The sequence below is a fragment of the Paenibacillus ottowii genome, assembly GCF_050516475.1.
Classification (GTDB): Bacteria; Bacillota; Bacilli; order Paenibacillales; family Paenibacillaceae; genus Paenibacillus; species Paenibacillus ottowii.
The window spans coordinates 2,969,405-2,983,006 of the sequence record NZ_CP191577.1 but is presented as its reverse complement, the minus strand read 5'-3'; the positions used below and the strand labels follow the sequence as shown (position 1 = coordinate 2,983,006).

Genomic DNA, 13,602 nt, shown 5'->3' with positions numbered 1-13,602 from the left:
TAATACACATATAGTATATATACTATATGTTCCAATAATAAACATTTTTTGTTAACGGAACATCTTGTTTGTGCCAATAAAAAAAATAGAAAAGAGGTTAAAACAAATGAAACTGCTCAAAGTCGTATCTGGTGTGGCATTATCCTCTGCAATGTTGTTGACTCTTACTTCCGGCGCATTTGCTCAACCATCGAGTCAAGTAGCGAAGGAAGCGTCCGATGTTTCTGTAACATTGGACGGACAGACAACCACATTCTCCAGTGCAGAGATTAATAGACTGGCGGAATTAAACAATGTCGATCCTATTGAATTAAGGAAAGCAATTGAAAGTGGGTCGGATGAAGATGGAAGATTTTCTCCATTTTCAAAGCTTGCTATCAAAAACGTAATTACGACAGAGCAGGCAGATAAATCTGATGCGAGTAAGCTATCCTCTACGGTAGAACCTCTCATTATGTCTAAAGCTGCTCAAAAGTCTTCCTCGATCAGCGCTCAGAGTACTATTAGCAAAACAAACCAAGACTCCACGGCATATAACTGGACAGGGAACCAAACAGCGAATGGCAATTGGCCGGCGCTGGGGATTTGCGCTGTGCACAGAAAAAAAGATATCGGTGGCAGCGGCAACAGTCCTGTTATTCCTTTTGGTACAACTTTAAGTACAAACAAAGATATTTGGCTGCCTGACGGTGTCGGCTACAAAAGCTCATTTACAGTAGATGATACAGGCTCTGGTCCGAAGAGAACAGATTACTGGATTGATATCTACTATCATAAGGATACTAAATCTGCAATTAATTATGGCGTCACCAAACTTAATTATACGTATTCGTCGTAAACTAACTTTACAACCTTAGGACTTAGGAGAAAACACTTGTTAAAGAATAGATACGTTGGCATAGGCTTTATTATATTGATTGCGAGTGCGGTCTTTCTATTGTACGCACTAAAGATCGGGCCATTCGGCGGTTCTTCCCACACACCAGTGGAACAGGCTACGTCAATAAGTAGCGAGAAGACCGACGAAAAGAAAATATTAACCATGATGGAAGCTTTGCGCCTTGGATATGAAGAGGCAAAGAAGCATACAGAAGAAGAACCTTTGCTTATTAGTTTGACAAGCACGGATGATACTCCTGTGCCGCAAGGAAAAAACGATGGTGCGGACGGAAAAAGGAATGCGTGGAATCTTCAGTTTGGCAGCAAGAAGGGTAATATTAATATTACCATGTCGATCAAAGATGGAAAAGTCAATGCCGAGGTGAGAAAGGACGACAACAATTTACTTCAGAAAGGGCTGTATGCTGTTTCTGACATTAAAATTGATTCTCCCGAGGCAATTAAGAAAGCTATTGAAGTACTGGGTATGCGGCCAGGGGATCCCGAAATAGAGGATGACTGGATCAAGGGATATCATTTTAGTATCATGGGCTTTCTTACTGACCCAAAATCCTCCAAACCTCGTTTGCTTCTAAGAGTTAAGGGTATCTCACCGAATTCCCCTAACAGTGAGAATTACAGCTTGAGGATGAACGCATTCTTTGACGTTAAAACAGGCGAAATGGTGAACGCCTCCGAGATGACTGGTTACGACAAGGATGGTCGTTCAAACTGGAAGAATGCAGAGCTTAAACGGACGCCAGGCAATAAGTGAATGTTGCGAGTAACGAAGCAAAACGACTTAAGAGAAAAGCGGCCTTCTCTGGTCAAGACCCCATTTTATAGACACTGAAAAAAGTCTCTAGACTATAAGCTGCTTCCGGTACTCTTTCGGAGGTAGCTTATTTAATTTTCGTTGTGGTCGAATTGGTTGTAACATCGAATATATTTTTCTATTCTCCTTTGTGCCTCGTCCATATTTCGGATATCATATGGGTAGAGCCCTTCCGTTTTGAGATGCGAGAAGAAGCTCTCCATCGAGGCGTTATCATAACAACTGCCTCGGCGAGACATGCTGATTTGGGCGCCAACCCTTGGCAGCATGTCATGGTACGGATGAGATGTGTACTGGAGTCTCTGGCCACTGTGAACGATGAGGCCAGCCACGTCTCTTCGCTGTTCCCAGGCTTGTTGAAACGTCTGTAAAACCAGTTCATTATCATTTCTATGACTCATCTGGTATGCGATAATTTCGTTATTGAACAAGTCTTTAATCACAGACAGATATAGCCAGCGATCCCCCACACGATATTGTGTGATATCTGTGACCCATTTTTGGTTAGGTTTGTCCGCCTTGAAATCTCGCTTTAACAGGTTTCTCGCCGCACGACCTGCCGTACAAGAAGCATAGTTGCAGCGATGCTTCCGGCGAATTTGTGAGCGGATTCCCAAGACCTGCATGAGCCGGAGTACCTTTTTATGGTTCATCCAGACTCCATGATCGTGCTGCAAAAATAGTTGAACTTGGCGGTAACCGTAGACTCCGTTATACTGCTCATACACTTTCTTCACAAGTGCTTTCGCGTCCCGATCTCGATCTGTTCCTCTCCGTTTTAAGAAGGCGTAATATCCACTTCTGGAGACTTTGAAAAGCGTACAAAGTTTGCTAACAGGATAATCTTTCGCAGCTTTCTCAATGGTTACGTATTTGTGTGCTTCATCTCCTGTAGCCGGATTTCCAAACACTTTTTTAGCATGTCGTTTTCCCGTTTCAGTTTCTGCACATACCTATCCTGATCAACATACTCCTTACGTCGTCCTCGCTGATCCATGAGCCTACGATACGTCCAACCTTCTTCGATATGGAGTCGTATAGCTTCTACCTTAGTTTCAAATGTATATTGGTTAAACTTTGTTCCCTTTTTCGCTGGCATAAAAAATGCCCCCCCTAGATTTCATCGGATAAACCAGGGGTTTATTCCAATGTCTATTCTAAGGGGTGCACTTCAGACAAAACGCAATATTTTTTCTTAAAAGAGCGTGTGGACAATAGTGTCACATATGGTAAAATAGGGGTCAAAAAGCCAGTAACACAAGCTTTACCCGGTAATGCTTCGGTATTAGCGGATATTATTCTACCTATTTCCGGGGAAGTAAGGAAAGATCAAATTAAATAGATTATTCACTTCAATTTGGACGTCCTGAGCAATAAGGGACGTCCTTTATTTATGTTCCTTTTAAGTTTTCTAATCCGAACTTCAGGAAGTCGATAGGATGAAGAACAACAGGACAAGAGCAGGGGAAACAGGCTCATGCTACTGGCTCTAAGACGGCAAGAGCGGCCACCTAAGAGCCAGTACGCACCGCTGGGCCGCTACTCACGCCGATAACTAGGGCGCCTACGCCGGGAGAAAGCGCCCGGCCAAGGCGCTCTACGTTCCTGGCGCTCGCTTAACGCAACCCACGGAGCGAAGGGCCTTGAAAGAGTGATCAAGGAGGGCAAAAACATCATGAAGACTACATCTCGTCGCTTCCGCATTCGCTTCACCACTCCATTTTCGCTCATCATCGTGTTCTTTGCACAGAGCAGCACCATGTTTCCGCTGCGTTTCATCATTGGTGTTTGTTGTGTGTGGTTGCGATACGGATTTTCTGGAGTTTACAAGTGAGGATGAAGCAAGTATAGCAGCGTTTCAGCTTACCGAAGAAGGGAAGGGGGTAGACATGGGAAATGCATGCCCGGCCTGCTATGACGAGTTTTTTTTACGGATAATCCAGACAGTTCAATTAATGGGGGGAAACAAGTATGAAGATCCGTCATTCGACCGGGTTTTCACCATAAATATCCGAAAGTGGAAGTAATTCATTCGGGTGTACGATTACGAAACTATTGCAAAAGAAAGCGAGTGAATATGGATTGAATCAGATGAATAGAACCCTAGTGATCGGCTGGATTAAGTATATGAAGCGTTGGGAAAACACCATCCGAAGCAATCATTTCTTGGACGAGCTGCTAAAACAGGTGAATGATCTGGCTTATCAGGAATCGGAACACTAACTCAATTCCACGAAATTAATGGATTGGGTGGATAGCTACCGTAGAGCTTACAACAATTCGGATATCGGCCCGGTAGACGTGGACACTGAAAAGGCAATAGAAAGCTTCTTTGAGAATGTAGAGTTTGATCGGCAGAGCAGCTATCACGAGCAGCATAAGGATGTAGAAACATAGCTGTACAGCAGGATTGGTCTGACAAAGTAGAGACCCCGCCGAGCGGCCTTAAATCCCTTTAGAAAGGTGGTCGTCGCATGAATTGTGCGGAGCTATTGCAGAAGATGGAGCGAGAGCGCCAGGAGCTGCACGAGCTGGCTGGTCGCTATGGGTTTCAACATCCGAGTGTCATTAGCAAAAGCGTGCAGCTAGACCAAACGCTCAATGAATTTCAGTGGCATAAAACAGAAAGAAAGCCGACTGTATAGCAGTACAGCCGACTTTTGGGGCGAGCTTTTGGAGGACTCGCCCCTTATACCACAGCAGCAGGGGGAAGCGGCATGCCAGGCTTGAACGCGAGAGAAGACCAGCGGCGTATCGTACTGACTCTAAGGGGCGCTACGTTAGTTTGGCAGTCACCAAGGAGGACTAGAACAGATGAGAACGAAGAAAATAAAAGACCTTTCTAATCAAGAACTAGTTGCTGAATATAGACTTATTGTGGCTAAAGAATCCTCATGGACACCAGGCCCAAACGGGAGAGGAGCCAAAGGATTTGAAAAGACGATGCAGCGAAGTCAGCTACTACGAATAGAGCTATTAAGTCGTTTGGGTGAGCCGGAGGAAGCTATTTTTGCCTGTGCCTGGGAAAAGGAGACATGGAAGACGCTTGTAGATGTACTTGAGAAGCTGGAGGACTACAAACAAGAGGTGCTCGTTTATCGTATATGGGGTGGCGCAAAGAAACTAAGAAACAGCCTGAAGCAGGCTGCCCCTGAGGTGAAAGAGTTACTAGAGAAGTTTATTCCATAAAAGCGTCATATTCATGATCATATCGCAGTCCCTGCGCGATGCGATGAATATCCGGTTCGCCTCCATTGAGGCGCAGCACTTCCATGACATCCTGTACAATCGCTATCTCCAGCCAAGATTGTAGGTGGTAGTTTGGCAGACGGTCTTGACCCGTGCTTCAAGGCTGTTATAAGTTTGTATACTCATGTTTGGAATGCTCTCCCTTAGGCGCTTGTTTATGCTGTAGCTTTTGTAATATTTTCAAGATGGACTGGCGATTTTTTGCATCCTTAATATACTTGGGAATGGAATGGGAAGCCGTACGCATCATACCGGGTGTGGGTTTTTCTCGCAACTCGGCAGCGATATAGGAGAGCAGATAATTCAGGTGTATCCGGTTAAGAGCCCACACTGGTTTCCCACGATAATAATCAAGGAAATACAGCTGGAGCTGGAAAATAGGATCTTTTCCATTTTGGATCACGTCCGTATGCCATTCACGTGACTGCACGCGATGCACTGGAACCTGATTAAGTGTCTCACAGTGTGGACAGTGTATATTGGTATTTTTATGAGCAACTGTTCGGTCATCATGAATTTCGATATTAAAATATCGCTCGCAATGACCACATACGCCGCGTGCATAGAATTTATACGATTCTGGCTGCTGAAATGTGTAGTAACAATGAGAGCAGCGAACAACGTAATAACAGTCTTCTTTGGATTTGGAAATAAAAGCTTGGCCCTGACAGCGAGGGCAGTGGACAGCTACCTGTTCCCCTCTCCGGATCACAGCGGCAAAGTCATATTTATATCCATACTCATCTTTGAAGCGTTTTTGCTCCATGTTCGTTCCTCCTTTTCGGAAAGAGCGTAAAAACGTACTTTTTATATATCATATGTTATAATATTCCTTAACAACAGAATGGCTTAAATGGGCGGTCGGCTAGTCTCCTGTAAGGGAGGTGAGGCCTGTGGAGGTTAAAGACACCTTAATGTTGATGATTCAATTCGCAACGTTGGTGATTCTGATTCTTTCCTTCCATAAAAAGAAATAGACCGCCCGTGGTAGGAACCGGTCTATTTCGAATACCGTGAACTTGCAGCCACCGCCCTTAAAAGCGGCTGTTGCCAAAGAGTGAGGATGTTGACGCATCTTCACTCTTTTTTAGAATATACATCTTATTCCCATTTTAACACTTGAAAAAGGCCATTTCAATGTGCCTAAGAGTGAAAAGGTGAATAGAGATGCGCGAAAGGAGAGGGCGAGCATGAGCATTTTTACAGGTTTGCAGCGTCCGCAATTCCAGGCCTATTATGATGAGGAATTTCTTATAGATCATCATTTTGAAAACGGTCGGGGCTTTCCGCCTTCCTATATAGATTACGTCGAAACTCTCGGCTACGGTCGGTTATGCGGCCTATGGAACATCCATATTCCTCTTGGTGATCACCCGGATTCATGGCTTCATCGTTACCATGACTGGCGGTCCTGGTTTGATGATGTACTGGAATCGGAGGAGGTTTTACAAGAAGCGGCACTGGAGCCAGATGGTTTCCCGGAACTATTGGAGCATGCGGTTCCCTTCGCTTTCAGTGAAGAAAATGACCTGCTGGTCTGGGATGTTCAATCGCCTGATGAACGGGGTGAATTCCCGATTTATGCTTTGAATCTGCGCACATGGGGCAACTTTCGGTATGCAGCCCCGGATTTGTATAGCTTCGTCGAATCGCTGCTGGACGGAGAACGCGTAAAGTCGATTTTGGGAACACATCGTACACCATTCCCTTATACATTTGAACCCTTTTAAATCATTAAAGAGCCACCCTGGTTTTCGAACTTTAAGGTGGCTCTTTAAGTTGCTATTCTTTTTGTTCTTTTATGCTTGGGCTAAATATTGCTGTACCAGTTCATATCCAGCCACGCCCATTACAGGATATTGATTATATTCTTTTAGTTCCAGGTTACGTACATATTTATCCCCGTAATACAGATGGCCCGCGCAATTAAAATATTTTAGCTGCTGTTGTTCCTCAGATAGAGGGCGATGATCGATAATGGGCCATACCCCCTTTGTCAGATTTTGGGTGGCGGTGAATATAACCTCGAATCTGCCCCGGTAATCTGTGAATGAGAGATATGTAGCTTCACCCTCGTAGGCTTGATTCTGACCTATGGATAGAACACCAAAGGAGAACGCTTTTTTGAATCTACCATATAGTGCGCAGATCACCTGACATACCGCAAATCGGCCGTCATGCAGAGGGATAACAAAAATATTGCCTTCCTGATGTTTGATTCTTTTGAATACCATCGTCAGGCCAGCTCTTCCTGAAGGATCTCTGTTTTTAGACCTTTAGCGCTGATAATCGTAATGCTAATCGCATCAAAACCGTTTCGCTTGGCCTCTTTAAAATCGCACCGTTCGCCGCTGATCAGCTCCAACTGTCCGTTCTCATCCACATCATCTGCAAACTCGTCATCCCAATCAACATTATAAAAAGCAGTCACGGTCACCTCAAAGGTATCCTCACCGTCATCGTCCAGATAAGGTAGCAGGGGAGTGCGATTGTTCTGCTGTTCTTCAGTATATACTTCACACAGCAGTGCATCGTAACCATGGCGGGTTCCATCAAAAATTACGATCTGCTCACCTGTGACTGCATCTTCTGCAATAATGAGCTGGGGCGCAAACTCCGTTACAGCGATCAGCTCATCCATGAATTCTCCATAGTAAAAAATGTGGAATTTCGTATTTCCGGTCTGTGAACGGAGCTTACCTGTCCATTCCTGTTCACCCCATGCCTCCGGGGTTTCGGGTACAACCCAACCCTCCAAATAAGCGGGGCCTAATTTAATATGATGAGTTTCTGTCATTTGTAGCCCTCTCCTTTCTTTTCGTTTTATTATGACATGAACAGGGTAACGATTTTGTTGTCCTCATCCACATCTACCTTCACATTTACTCCCAGCTTGTCCTTAAACAGCTTACTGATATTGATATAATCATCCTCCACCGGCCTACTTGAATTACCAGTGGTGCGAGTCATTCCAGCGGTGATGATGGAGCGCACGTAGGTTTTGTCGAGGCTGGCCTCAGGATTGTAAGTATAAATAACCTGTTCCTGTTGGTTGTAATAATGGGTTAACTCCGTATAGTCGTTGGCGTTCTCATACTGTTTTTCCTCACGTACATACTCAGGATGGTCCATGGTATAGTGGATTCCCCCATCCAGAAAAGGATTTTCTTTGGAGGGCTTGAGTTCATATTGTCCATAGGCAAGCTGAAACAGATACTCTATGCCGGAGCCCTCTGCCTGATAGTAGAGCTGACGAGGGTCCCCCTTTTTATCTATCGCGGTATAGCTGCTGATTAAAGGCCAGGCATCATATTTTTTACCCTTTACCTCAAGGGCAAGCTTGTAATGTACAAGCACCTTCTCATTTTGGAATAATCCAAAGCTGCTCATAATGAAATAGGCAGGCACACAAATAATTCCGATAATCAATATGAATATAAATATTCTTACACGCATAAGTAGAGTGATTCTCCTTTGATTGTCGATTATGTGGACAGCTCACGCTGGGCAGATGCACCGAATTCCTCATGTTGTAATAATTGCTTCAGCGCATGTTGTGCGAAAGGGTGGGCTTTATGTGCGCGGAGCAGTGCAAAAGCGGCCCCCCTGACTAAGATATATGTATCACTGCGGATTAAGTCCAAAGCTATACGTAGCAGATCATCCTCGGATGATTGCTGCACAAGCTGCCAAAGGAATGCAATGTTGTCCTCCACAGGCTGGGGGATTGCTGTTAATTCGCGTAATGAGACTAATCGATCTTCATACGATAGTGTAGGGAAGATAGATAAGGACGTTTTTCCGTCATCATCGGTTTGTATGGGCATATGCTTCCCTCATTTCTTGCCAGGTTACCTTTTGGCATTGTGTATTACCTACTCTCGTTGTCTGTAGTTCGATAAAGCTTCTTCCGTTCCGCCACCCTCCAGCAGCACCATAACCGCATAGGAGATTGTATCAATCCAATCATCAAGGGTACTAATCTGCTCTACGGTCAGCAGATGATTTCGCTGCAGCATACCATCAGGATGCAATGCCCATGCCTGTGTATATTGACAAACTCCCCACAGAGCGGAAATAAGCTCCCGTTCTACAGACGGTTTCTCCAACTCATCTGCCAGAACTTCAATGATAGTCATGAGTTCATGAAAATTGTCCTCGATCAGTTCGCCTTGGAAGGGGCGAAGCATCCCTAGAAATCCGCTTCGCATTTTGGGATGCTCCAAATCATCATGAATAAAAGAATGACAGCGCAACAGCTCACGGGCTTCTTGTTTATTCATGAAGTTCCGTAATCTCTGCACGGATGCCTCTGCACAGAAAGCTACCTGACAGCCCCGACAAGGCATCGATGTCAACGACCATATCAGCCTCTTCATAACGGAAGTCAAGTTGCAAAATGATATTTTCTGTTTCTACAGGGCTTAATACATGCTCTTTAGTTTCCAGAAATGTAAAAGTCACTGCATAGCGCGGAATGTCCTGGGCTGGAGCTTCAGGGATTACTGGGGCCTCAGCCGAAGGCTCCAGATCCGGTGATTTAGGGAGCAGTACGCTAGCGGGGGATAGCTCAATCGTCAGCATAATCTGATCCTTTGTCATATTGGCAGCCGTGATTCGGTCATAGTGAAAGGGAGGAAAATAGCCGAGCTTTTCGACAATGCTGTCTGCACCTTGAATAGAAACGGTAGGAGAGAAAGCCAGTTCCAGTCCGATGGACTCTGTCAGCTGGTCTTCATATTCTGGATTGATACAGATAAGGACCTGTTCGGGCTCTACTTTCAAGATGGTGCCTATAAAATACTGTTTGCCATGGATCAGGACAACATCGTGCGGAACGAACGGCAGTGCACCGCCGGCTTGATAATGAATGAGATATTCGTTTTCTTTTTTTTCGACCTTTTGAACTTGAATTTGCATAAATTGCAGCCTCCTAGGGTTAATGGTATGACGGATGGTTAAGTGTGTGGTGAAGGGAATGGAGTCCACGATTGAAAAATAAACCTCATATCCGGGGTATCCTTTTCGAGCATAAATGGAAGAATATCCATAATAGCGCGTGCTTTGCTGCCAGCATAAAAGTTGCGCGAGCTATGTAACAGTTTGTCTGCCTTTATCCACTGGCTGAGCTGCAGCATAACGTCTTCGACGCTTGTTTGGTCAATACGTTCATAAACGTCCTGACGGATCGAAACAAGCATCCCGCAATTGTTGGGAGATTGGCCCATAGGGTCATTGGACAAAAGAATGTACACTTCCGGCGTTGTCTCTTTGTTATAGGACGATTTGATACTGGGAGCCTCAATAACCAGCATCAAAGGAGTTAAATCATCATCGGTTACAATGCGGAGCAGTTCCTGCTTGTCCCAATGAATCTTACCGTGTTTGGCTTTCTTCGATTGATAGATAGACACACGGGTATTACGGATTCCTGATATATTCAGGAGCGTTTCAAAACAATCGAACAGGTTAGAAAAGCACTCTTCGGCAAACAAAGTGTGCTTTTCCGATAAGGAACCTGTCATTATGAAATTATAATGCAGGTTGTTTACCACATGCATCCATCCTTTATTTATAAATTACCAATTCTCCTACCATAATATATGACATGGTCATTGAATTCACCTTTTGCGTTATTCGTTAAAATCGTTTGGAAACCAGTTCAACTTCGCGTATACTAGGAAAGTCATATATGGAACGGCCTGAGCCGCCTTGCGGCCGTATGTTGAGTTACATGAACAGATTCAACGATAACGGATATGCTCCCTTCCTGAAAAGGGGAGAATGAGAACCGATACAAAAATGGGAATTCTGAACTATGGAACGATAGATGTCATATGGCACATGAACCTATTTTACGTGACACAGATTGAATACAGATAAGGGAAGTGAATACCACTTGAAGAATTTTACAGCATTAGGCGTGGAACAACATTGGGTAGAAGCCTTGAAAGAGCAGGGAATCTCAACGCCAACACCTGTACAGCAGGAGTCCATTCCACTGTTGATGGCAGGTCAGGATGTGATCGCCGAGGCACATACGGGAACGGGGAAGACGCTTGCGTTTTTACTGCCGATTTTACAAAAGCTGAATTTGGACAAGCGGCACCCGCAGGCGCTCGTAATTGCACCTACGCGTGAATTGGCGCTCCAGATCACAGAGGAAGCAAAATGCTTGGCTGCTGCGGAGCCGAGTTTATCTCTACTAGCTGTATACGGAGGACAGGACGTGGAGCGTCAGCTTCGTAAACTAAAAGGCGGCGCCCAACTGATTATCGGTACACCCGGGCGACTGCTGGATCACCTGAGACGTGGGACGCTGGATCTGAGCGGCATCAAAATGCTGGTCCTGGATGAGGCTGACCAAATGTTGCACATGGGCTTCTTGAACGATGTGGAGACCATTCTTCAGGAGGTTCCTTACCGGAGACAAACGATGCTGTTTTCGGCTACGATGCCAGCCGGCATTCGCAAGCTGGCTCGTGTCTATATGAACGAACCCGTAGATGTCAAAGTGAAATCGGCTTCTTCCGTTCCAGTGAGCCAAATCCGTCAGGTTGTTGTGCAAACAACAGACCGTGGTAAGCAACAGGCACTGGTGGATATACTGAATACAGATCGTCCGTATCTGGCAGTTATTTTCTGCCGTACGAAGCGCCGGGCGGCCAAACTGAATGAGGAGCTCCAGGAAATGGGGTTCGAAAGCGGTGAGCTGCACGGGGACTTGTCCCAGAACAAGCGGGAGCAAGTAATGAAGGCGTTCCGTGAAGCAAAACTTCAATTGCTCGTAGCGACAGATGTAGCTGCACGCGGCCTTGATGTAGAAGGCGTCACGCATGTCTTCAACTATGACATGCCGCAGGATGCCGAAAGCTACATCCATCGCATTGGGCGTACCGGCCGTGCCGGAGGCAAAGGCGTTGCGGTGACGCTCGCCACGCCAAGGGATGTTCCTGAGCTTCGGAACATCCAGAAAGTTGCTGGTGTCACATTCACCAGCAGTGAGGGTCGCGGGCAGCGTGGACCTGCTCCCGATACAGCTGAGCGGCAGGGTAGAAGCGACCGCTCAGGCAGAAGCGACCGCCGCTCCTTTGGCGGTAACGATGCTGGCGGTGGACGCCGCAACGGCCGCGAACAGTCCGGTCGTCGTGACGGCGCAGGCGGCGAGCGCCGCTCCAACCGCAGCAGCAGTGAACGCGGCGGATATGACCGCAGCAGCGGCGGTTCCGCCCGTGGAGGCCAAGGCCGCTCGGCTGGGCAAAGCAGCGGACGCGGCGGATACGACCGCAGCAGCGGCGGTTCCGCCCGCGGAGGTCAAGGCCGCTCGGCTGGGCAAAGCAGCGGACGCGGCGGATATGACCGCAGCAGCGGCGGTTCCGCCCGCGGAGGTCAAGGCCGCTCGGCTGGGCAAAGCAGTGGACGTGGCGGACAAGGTCAAGGAGGCCGACGTGGTCGGTCCAGTAGATAAAATGGGGGTATTCTCATAGAATACTCCGCGATGGTTATCATAATAGCCCCGGGGAGGCTCATCCTCCGGGGCTATTATAATCTTCATCTATGTCACTACAAGAATAGCATCATAAGATAAAGAGCAACGAAAGATGCCTTAAGGTGACTGAATGCGGGTAGGGATACCTTTTAAAAGATAATTTGGAGGGATTATACATTATGCAGGAACAGGATATGGGCAAGCGTGCCATGGTCTCGGCATGGGTCAGCCTGATTAGCAACATCCTCTTAACTGGCATTAAAATAATCGCAGGACTCATGTTCAACAGCAAGGTGCTGGTGGCCGATGGCGTGCATAACGCCGGAGACGTGATTGCTTCTGCGACGGCACTGGGAGCGATGAGAATTTCCAGCCAACCGCCAGACGAGGATCATCCCTACGGTCACGGCAAGGCAGAAGTCATTGGTGCTAGTGTGGTGGCAGTCATATTGTTCGGGGCAGGTATATTTATCGGCTATCACTCCATTGCCGCCCTGTTCAAACCGATGCCACAAGAGCATATATTGGCATTGGTAGCGGCCATTATTTCCCTGCTCTGGAAGCAGTGGCTGTATATCTACACGATTCGTATTGGCAGAGCGGCCAATAGTCAGGGCCTTATTGCGACGGCAAAAGATCACCTCGCTGATGTATATGCCTCTGGAGCGGCTGTATTGGGGATCGGATTAGGACTGATCGGGGAACACTGGGATATTTCGATTTTATCTTACGGCGACCCCATTGCGGGATTCGTAGTGGCGTTGCTGGTTCTGAAACTGGCTTGGGAAATGGGGCGCGAGTCCATAGATGTGCTCATGGAGAAGGCGATTGCAACTGAGGAAATTGAAAGCTACGCAGCAGCTGCACTGAGTGTAGCCGAGGTTCAGCGCATTGACCGCATTCGTGCCCGCGAGCACGGTCATTATATTATCGTGGACATCCGTGCTTCAGTGGATGCTTCTTTGACAATTCAGCAAGGACACGATATTATCCGGCTGATCAAGCGGGCCGTCATGAAGCGGGAGCCGCGGGTATATGAGGTGCTTGTCCATTTGAATCCGTGGTATCCAGACGACCTCCAAGCTGTGAAATCGACACCAAATACACCTGAAGATAAGGTATAGCCAGTACGAACAACGCCCCTGGAACA

Annotated in this window: 21 protein-coding genes; 11 read left to right on the top strand and 10 right to left on the bottom strand. The window is 46.6% G+C overall.

Annotated features, from left to right (window positions below):
- The first annotated feature begins 106 nt into the window (after positions 1 to 106).
- Positions 107 to 838, top strand: a complete 732-nt coding sequence (locus tag ACQQ6X_RS13850; RefSeq protein WP_305165800.1) for a hypothetical protein — start codon at positions 107 to 109, stop codon at positions 836 to 838.
- Positions 839 to 874: 36 nt separating this feature from the next.
- Positions 875 to 1,654 carry a hypothetical protein gene (locus ACQQ6X_RS13845; RefSeq protein WP_305165799.1) on the top strand — a complete coding sequence of 260 codons (780 nt, stop codon included), beginning with the start codon at positions 875 to 877 and terminating at the stop codon, positions 1,652 to 1,654.
- Between the two features lie 131 nt (positions 1,655 to 1,785).
- Here the strand turns inward: ACQQ6X_RS13845 and ACQQ6X_RS13840 are convergent, their stop codons facing one another.
- Both ACQQ6X_RS13840 and ACQQ6X_RS13835 read right to left on the bottom strand, forming a co-directional pair.
- Entirely contained in the window at positions 1,786 to 2,625 is an 840-nt protein-coding gene (locus ACQQ6X_RS13840) for an IS3 family transposase (RefSeq protein WP_305165798.1), read from the bottom strand.
- The gene (locus ACQQ6X_RS13835) at positions 2,580 to 2,813 is read right to left on the bottom strand and encodes a hypothetical protein (RefSeq protein WP_305165797.1); all 234 of its coding nucleotides are present in this window, start codon (positions 2,811 to 2,813) and stop codon (positions 2,580 to 2,582) included. The genes ACQQ6X_RS13840 and ACQQ6X_RS13835 overlap by 46 nt, the downstream gene beginning before the upstream one ends.
- A gap of 576 nt (positions 2,814 to 3,389) precedes the next feature.
- Here ACQQ6X_RS13835 and ACQQ6X_RS13830 point away from each other — a divergent pair.
- From ACQQ6X_RS13830 to ACQQ6X_RS13810, 5 genes are all read left to right on the top strand, one after another.
- The gene (locus ACQQ6X_RS13830; protein ID WP_305165796.1) at positions 3,390 to 3,548 is read left to right on the top strand and encodes a hypothetical protein; all 159 of its coding nucleotides are present in this window, start codon (positions 3,390 to 3,392) and stop codon (positions 3,546 to 3,548) included.
- Positions 3,549 to 3,805: 257 nt separating this feature from the next.
- The gene (locus ACQQ6X_RS13825) at positions 3,806 to 3,937 is read left to right on the top strand and encodes a hypothetical protein (RefSeq protein WP_305165795.1); all 132 of its coding nucleotides are present in this window, start codon (positions 3,806 to 3,808) and stop codon (positions 3,935 to 3,937) included.
- Between the two features lie 18 nt (positions 3,938 to 3,955).
- The gene (locus ACQQ6X_RS13820) at positions 3,956 to 4,111 is read left to right on the top strand and encodes a hypothetical protein (RefSeq protein WP_305165794.1); all 156 of its coding nucleotides are present in this window, start codon (positions 3,956 to 3,958) and stop codon (positions 4,109 to 4,111) included.
- 77 nt (positions 4,112 to 4,188) lie between these two features.
- Positions 4,189 to 4,359, top strand: a complete 171-nt coding sequence (locus tag ACQQ6X_RS13815) for an aspartyl-phosphate phosphatase Spo0E family protein (RefSeq protein ID WP_305165793.1) — start codon at positions 4,189 to 4,191, stop codon at positions 4,357 to 4,359.
- Positions 4,360 to 4,528: 169 nt separating this feature from the next.
- On the top strand, positions 4,529 to 4,903 hold the full coding sequence (locus ACQQ6X_RS13810) for a DUF6138 family protein (RefSeq protein WP_305165792.1): 375 nt from the start codon (positions 4,529 to 4,531) through the stop codon (positions 4,901 to 4,903).
- Positions 4,904 to 5,069: 166 nt separating this feature from the next.
- Here ACQQ6X_RS13810 and ACQQ6X_RS13805 read toward each other — a convergent pair whose 3' ends face one another.
- Positions 5,070 to 5,729, bottom strand: a complete 660-nt coding sequence (locus ACQQ6X_RS13805; RefSeq protein ID WP_305165791.1) for a hypothetical protein — start codon at positions 5,727 to 5,729, stop codon at positions 5,070 to 5,072.
- Between the two features lie 118 nt (positions 5,730 to 5,847).
- Here ACQQ6X_RS13805 and ACQQ6X_RS13800 point away from each other — a divergent pair, with 118 nt between their 5' ends.
- The gene (locus ACQQ6X_RS13800; RefSeq protein WP_219727865.1) at positions 5,848 to 5,940 is read left to right on the top strand and encodes a putative holin-like toxin; all 93 of its coding nucleotides are present in this window, start codon (positions 5,848 to 5,850) and stop codon (positions 5,938 to 5,940) included.
- Positions 5,941 to 6,153: 213 nt separating this feature from the next.
- Positions 6,154 to 6,693, top strand: a complete 540-nt coding sequence (locus tag ACQQ6X_RS13795) for a hypothetical protein (protein WP_305165790.1) — start codon at positions 6,154 to 6,156, stop codon at positions 6,691 to 6,693.
- Positions 6,694 to 6,762: 69 nt separating this feature from the next.
- On the opposite strand, the gene ACQQ6X_RS13790 is transcribed toward ACQQ6X_RS13795, so the two are convergent.
- From ACQQ6X_RS13790 to ACQQ6X_RS13760, 7 genes are read right to left on the bottom strand one after another with little or no spacing between them, the layout of a single operon-like run.
- Positions 6,763 to 7,197, bottom strand: a complete 435-nt coding sequence (locus ACQQ6X_RS13790; protein WP_305165789.1) for an immunity 26/phosphotriesterase HocA family protein — start codon at positions 7,195 to 7,197, stop codon at positions 6,763 to 6,765.
- A gap of 2 nt (positions 7,198 to 7,199) precedes the next feature.
- Positions 7,200 to 7,760, bottom strand: coding sequence for a hypothetical protein (locus tag ACQQ6X_RS13785; RefSeq protein ID WP_305165788.1), 561 nt, complete (start codon positions 7,758 to 7,760; stop codon positions 7,200 to 7,202).
- 29 nt (positions 7,761 to 7,789) lie between these two features.
- On the bottom strand, positions 7,790 to 8,419 hold the full coding sequence (locus ACQQ6X_RS13780; protein WP_305165787.1) for a hypothetical protein: 630 nt from the start codon (positions 8,417 to 8,419) through the stop codon (positions 7,790 to 7,792).
- Positions 8,420 to 8,448: 29 nt separating this feature from the next.
- Positions 8,449 to 8,790, bottom strand: coding sequence for a hypothetical protein (locus ACQQ6X_RS13775; protein WP_305165786.1), 342 nt, complete (start codon positions 8,788 to 8,790; stop codon positions 8,449 to 8,451).
- Positions 8,791 to 8,838: 48 nt separating this feature from the next.
- On the bottom strand, positions 8,839 to 9,246 hold the full coding sequence (locus ACQQ6X_RS13770; RefSeq protein WP_305165785.1) for a hypothetical protein: 408 nt from the start codon (positions 9,244 to 9,246) through the stop codon (positions 8,839 to 8,841).
- Entirely contained in the window at positions 9,239 to 9,883 is a 645-nt protein-coding gene (locus ACQQ6X_RS13765) for an immunity 50 family protein (RefSeq protein WP_305165784.1), read from the bottom strand. Before ACQQ6X_RS13765 ends, ACQQ6X_RS13770 begins: the two co-directional genes overlap by 8 nt.
- Positions 9,884 to 9,921: 38 nt before the next feature.
- Positions 9,922 to 10,488 (bottom strand): hypothetical protein, encoded by a 567-nt coding sequence (locus tag ACQQ6X_RS13760; RefSeq protein ID WP_430493452.1) that lies wholly within the window; start codon positions 10,486 to 10,488, stop codon positions 9,922 to 9,924.
- 374 nt (positions 10,489 to 10,862) lie between these two features.
- On the opposite strand from ACQQ6X_RS13760, the gene ACQQ6X_RS13755 reads away from it, so the two are divergent.
- Positions 10,863 to 12,431 carry a DEAD/DEAH box helicase gene (locus tag ACQQ6X_RS13755; protein WP_305165782.1) on the top strand — a complete coding sequence of 523 codons (1,569 nt, stop codon included), beginning with the start codon at positions 10,863 to 10,865 and terminating at the stop codon, positions 12,429 to 12,431.
- Between the two features lie 200 nt (positions 12,432 to 12,631).
- Entirely contained in the window at positions 12,632 to 13,576 is a 945-nt protein-coding gene (locus ACQQ6X_RS13750) for a cation diffusion facilitator family transporter (RefSeq protein ID WP_305165781.1), read from the top strand.
- Positions 13,577 to 13,602 lie beyond the last annotated feature (26 nt).

Excerpts from the sequence above, each read along its gene's own strand:
- ACQQ6X_RS13850 (WP_305165800.1), top strand. The coding sequence starts at position 107 with ATGAAACTGCTCAAAGTCGTATCTGGTGTGGCATTATCCTCTGCAATG.
- ACQQ6X_RS13835 (WP_305165797.1), bottom strand. The coding sequence starts at position 2,813 with ATGCCAGCGAAAAAGGGAACAAAGTTTAACCAATATACATTTGAAACT.
- ACQQ6X_RS13830 (WP_305165796.1), top strand. The coding sequence starts at position 3,390 with ATGAAGACTACATCTCGTCGCTTCCGCATTCGCTTCACCACTCCATTT.
- ACQQ6X_RS13825 (WP_305165795.1), top strand. The coding sequence starts at position 3,806 with ATGAATAGAACCCTAGTGATCGGCTGGATTAAGTATATGAAGCGTTGG.
- ACQQ6X_RS13820 (WP_305165794.1), top strand. The coding sequence starts at position 3,956 with ATGGATTGGGTGGATAGCTACCGTAGAGCTTACAACAATTCGGATATC.
- ACQQ6X_RS13815 (WP_305165793.1), top strand. The coding sequence starts at position 4,189 with ATGAATTGTGCGGAGCTATTGCAGAAGATGGAGCGAGAGCGCCAGGAG.
- ACQQ6X_RS13810 (WP_305165792.1), top strand. The coding sequence starts at position 4,529 with ATGAGAACGAAGAAAATAAAAGACCTTTCTAATCAAGAACTAGTTGCT.
- ACQQ6X_RS13805 (WP_305165791.1), bottom strand. The coding sequence starts at position 5,729 with ATGGAGCAAAAACGCTTCAAAGATGAGTATGGATATAAATATGACTTT.
- ACQQ6X_RS13795 (WP_305165790.1), top strand. The coding sequence starts at position 6,154 with ATGAGCATTTTTACAGGTTTGCAGCGTCCGCAATTCCAGGCCTATTAT.
- ACQQ6X_RS13790 (WP_305165789.1), bottom strand. The coding sequence starts at position 7,197 with ATGGTATTCAAAAGAATCAAACATCAGGAAGGCAATATTTTTGTTATC.
- ACQQ6X_RS13785 (WP_305165788.1), bottom strand. The coding sequence starts at position 7,760 with ATGACAGAAACTCATCATATTAAATTAGGCCCCGCTTATTTGGAGGGT.
- ACQQ6X_RS13780 (WP_305165787.1), bottom strand. The coding sequence starts at position 8,419 with ATGCGTGTAAGAATATTTATATTCATATTGATTATCGGAATTATTTGT.
- ACQQ6X_RS13775 (WP_305165786.1), bottom strand. The coding sequence starts at position 8,790 with ATGCCCATACAAACCGATGATGACGGAAAAACGTCCTTATCTATCTTC.
- ACQQ6X_RS13770 (WP_305165785.1), bottom strand. The coding sequence starts at position 9,246 with ATGAATAAACAAGAAGCCCGTGAGCTGTTGCGCTGTCATTCTTTTATT.
- ACQQ6X_RS13765 (WP_305165784.1), bottom strand. The coding sequence starts at position 9,883 with ATGCAAATTCAAGTTCAAAAGGTCGAAAAAAAAGAAAACGAATATCTC.
- ACQQ6X_RS13760 (WP_430493452.1), bottom strand. The coding sequence starts at position 10,488 with ATGACAGGTTCCTTATCGGAAAAGCACACTTTGTTTGCCGAAGAGTGC.
- ACQQ6X_RS13750 (WP_305165781.1), top strand. The coding sequence starts at position 12,632 with ATGCAGGAACAGGATATGGGCAAGCGTGCCATGGTCTCGGCATGGGTC.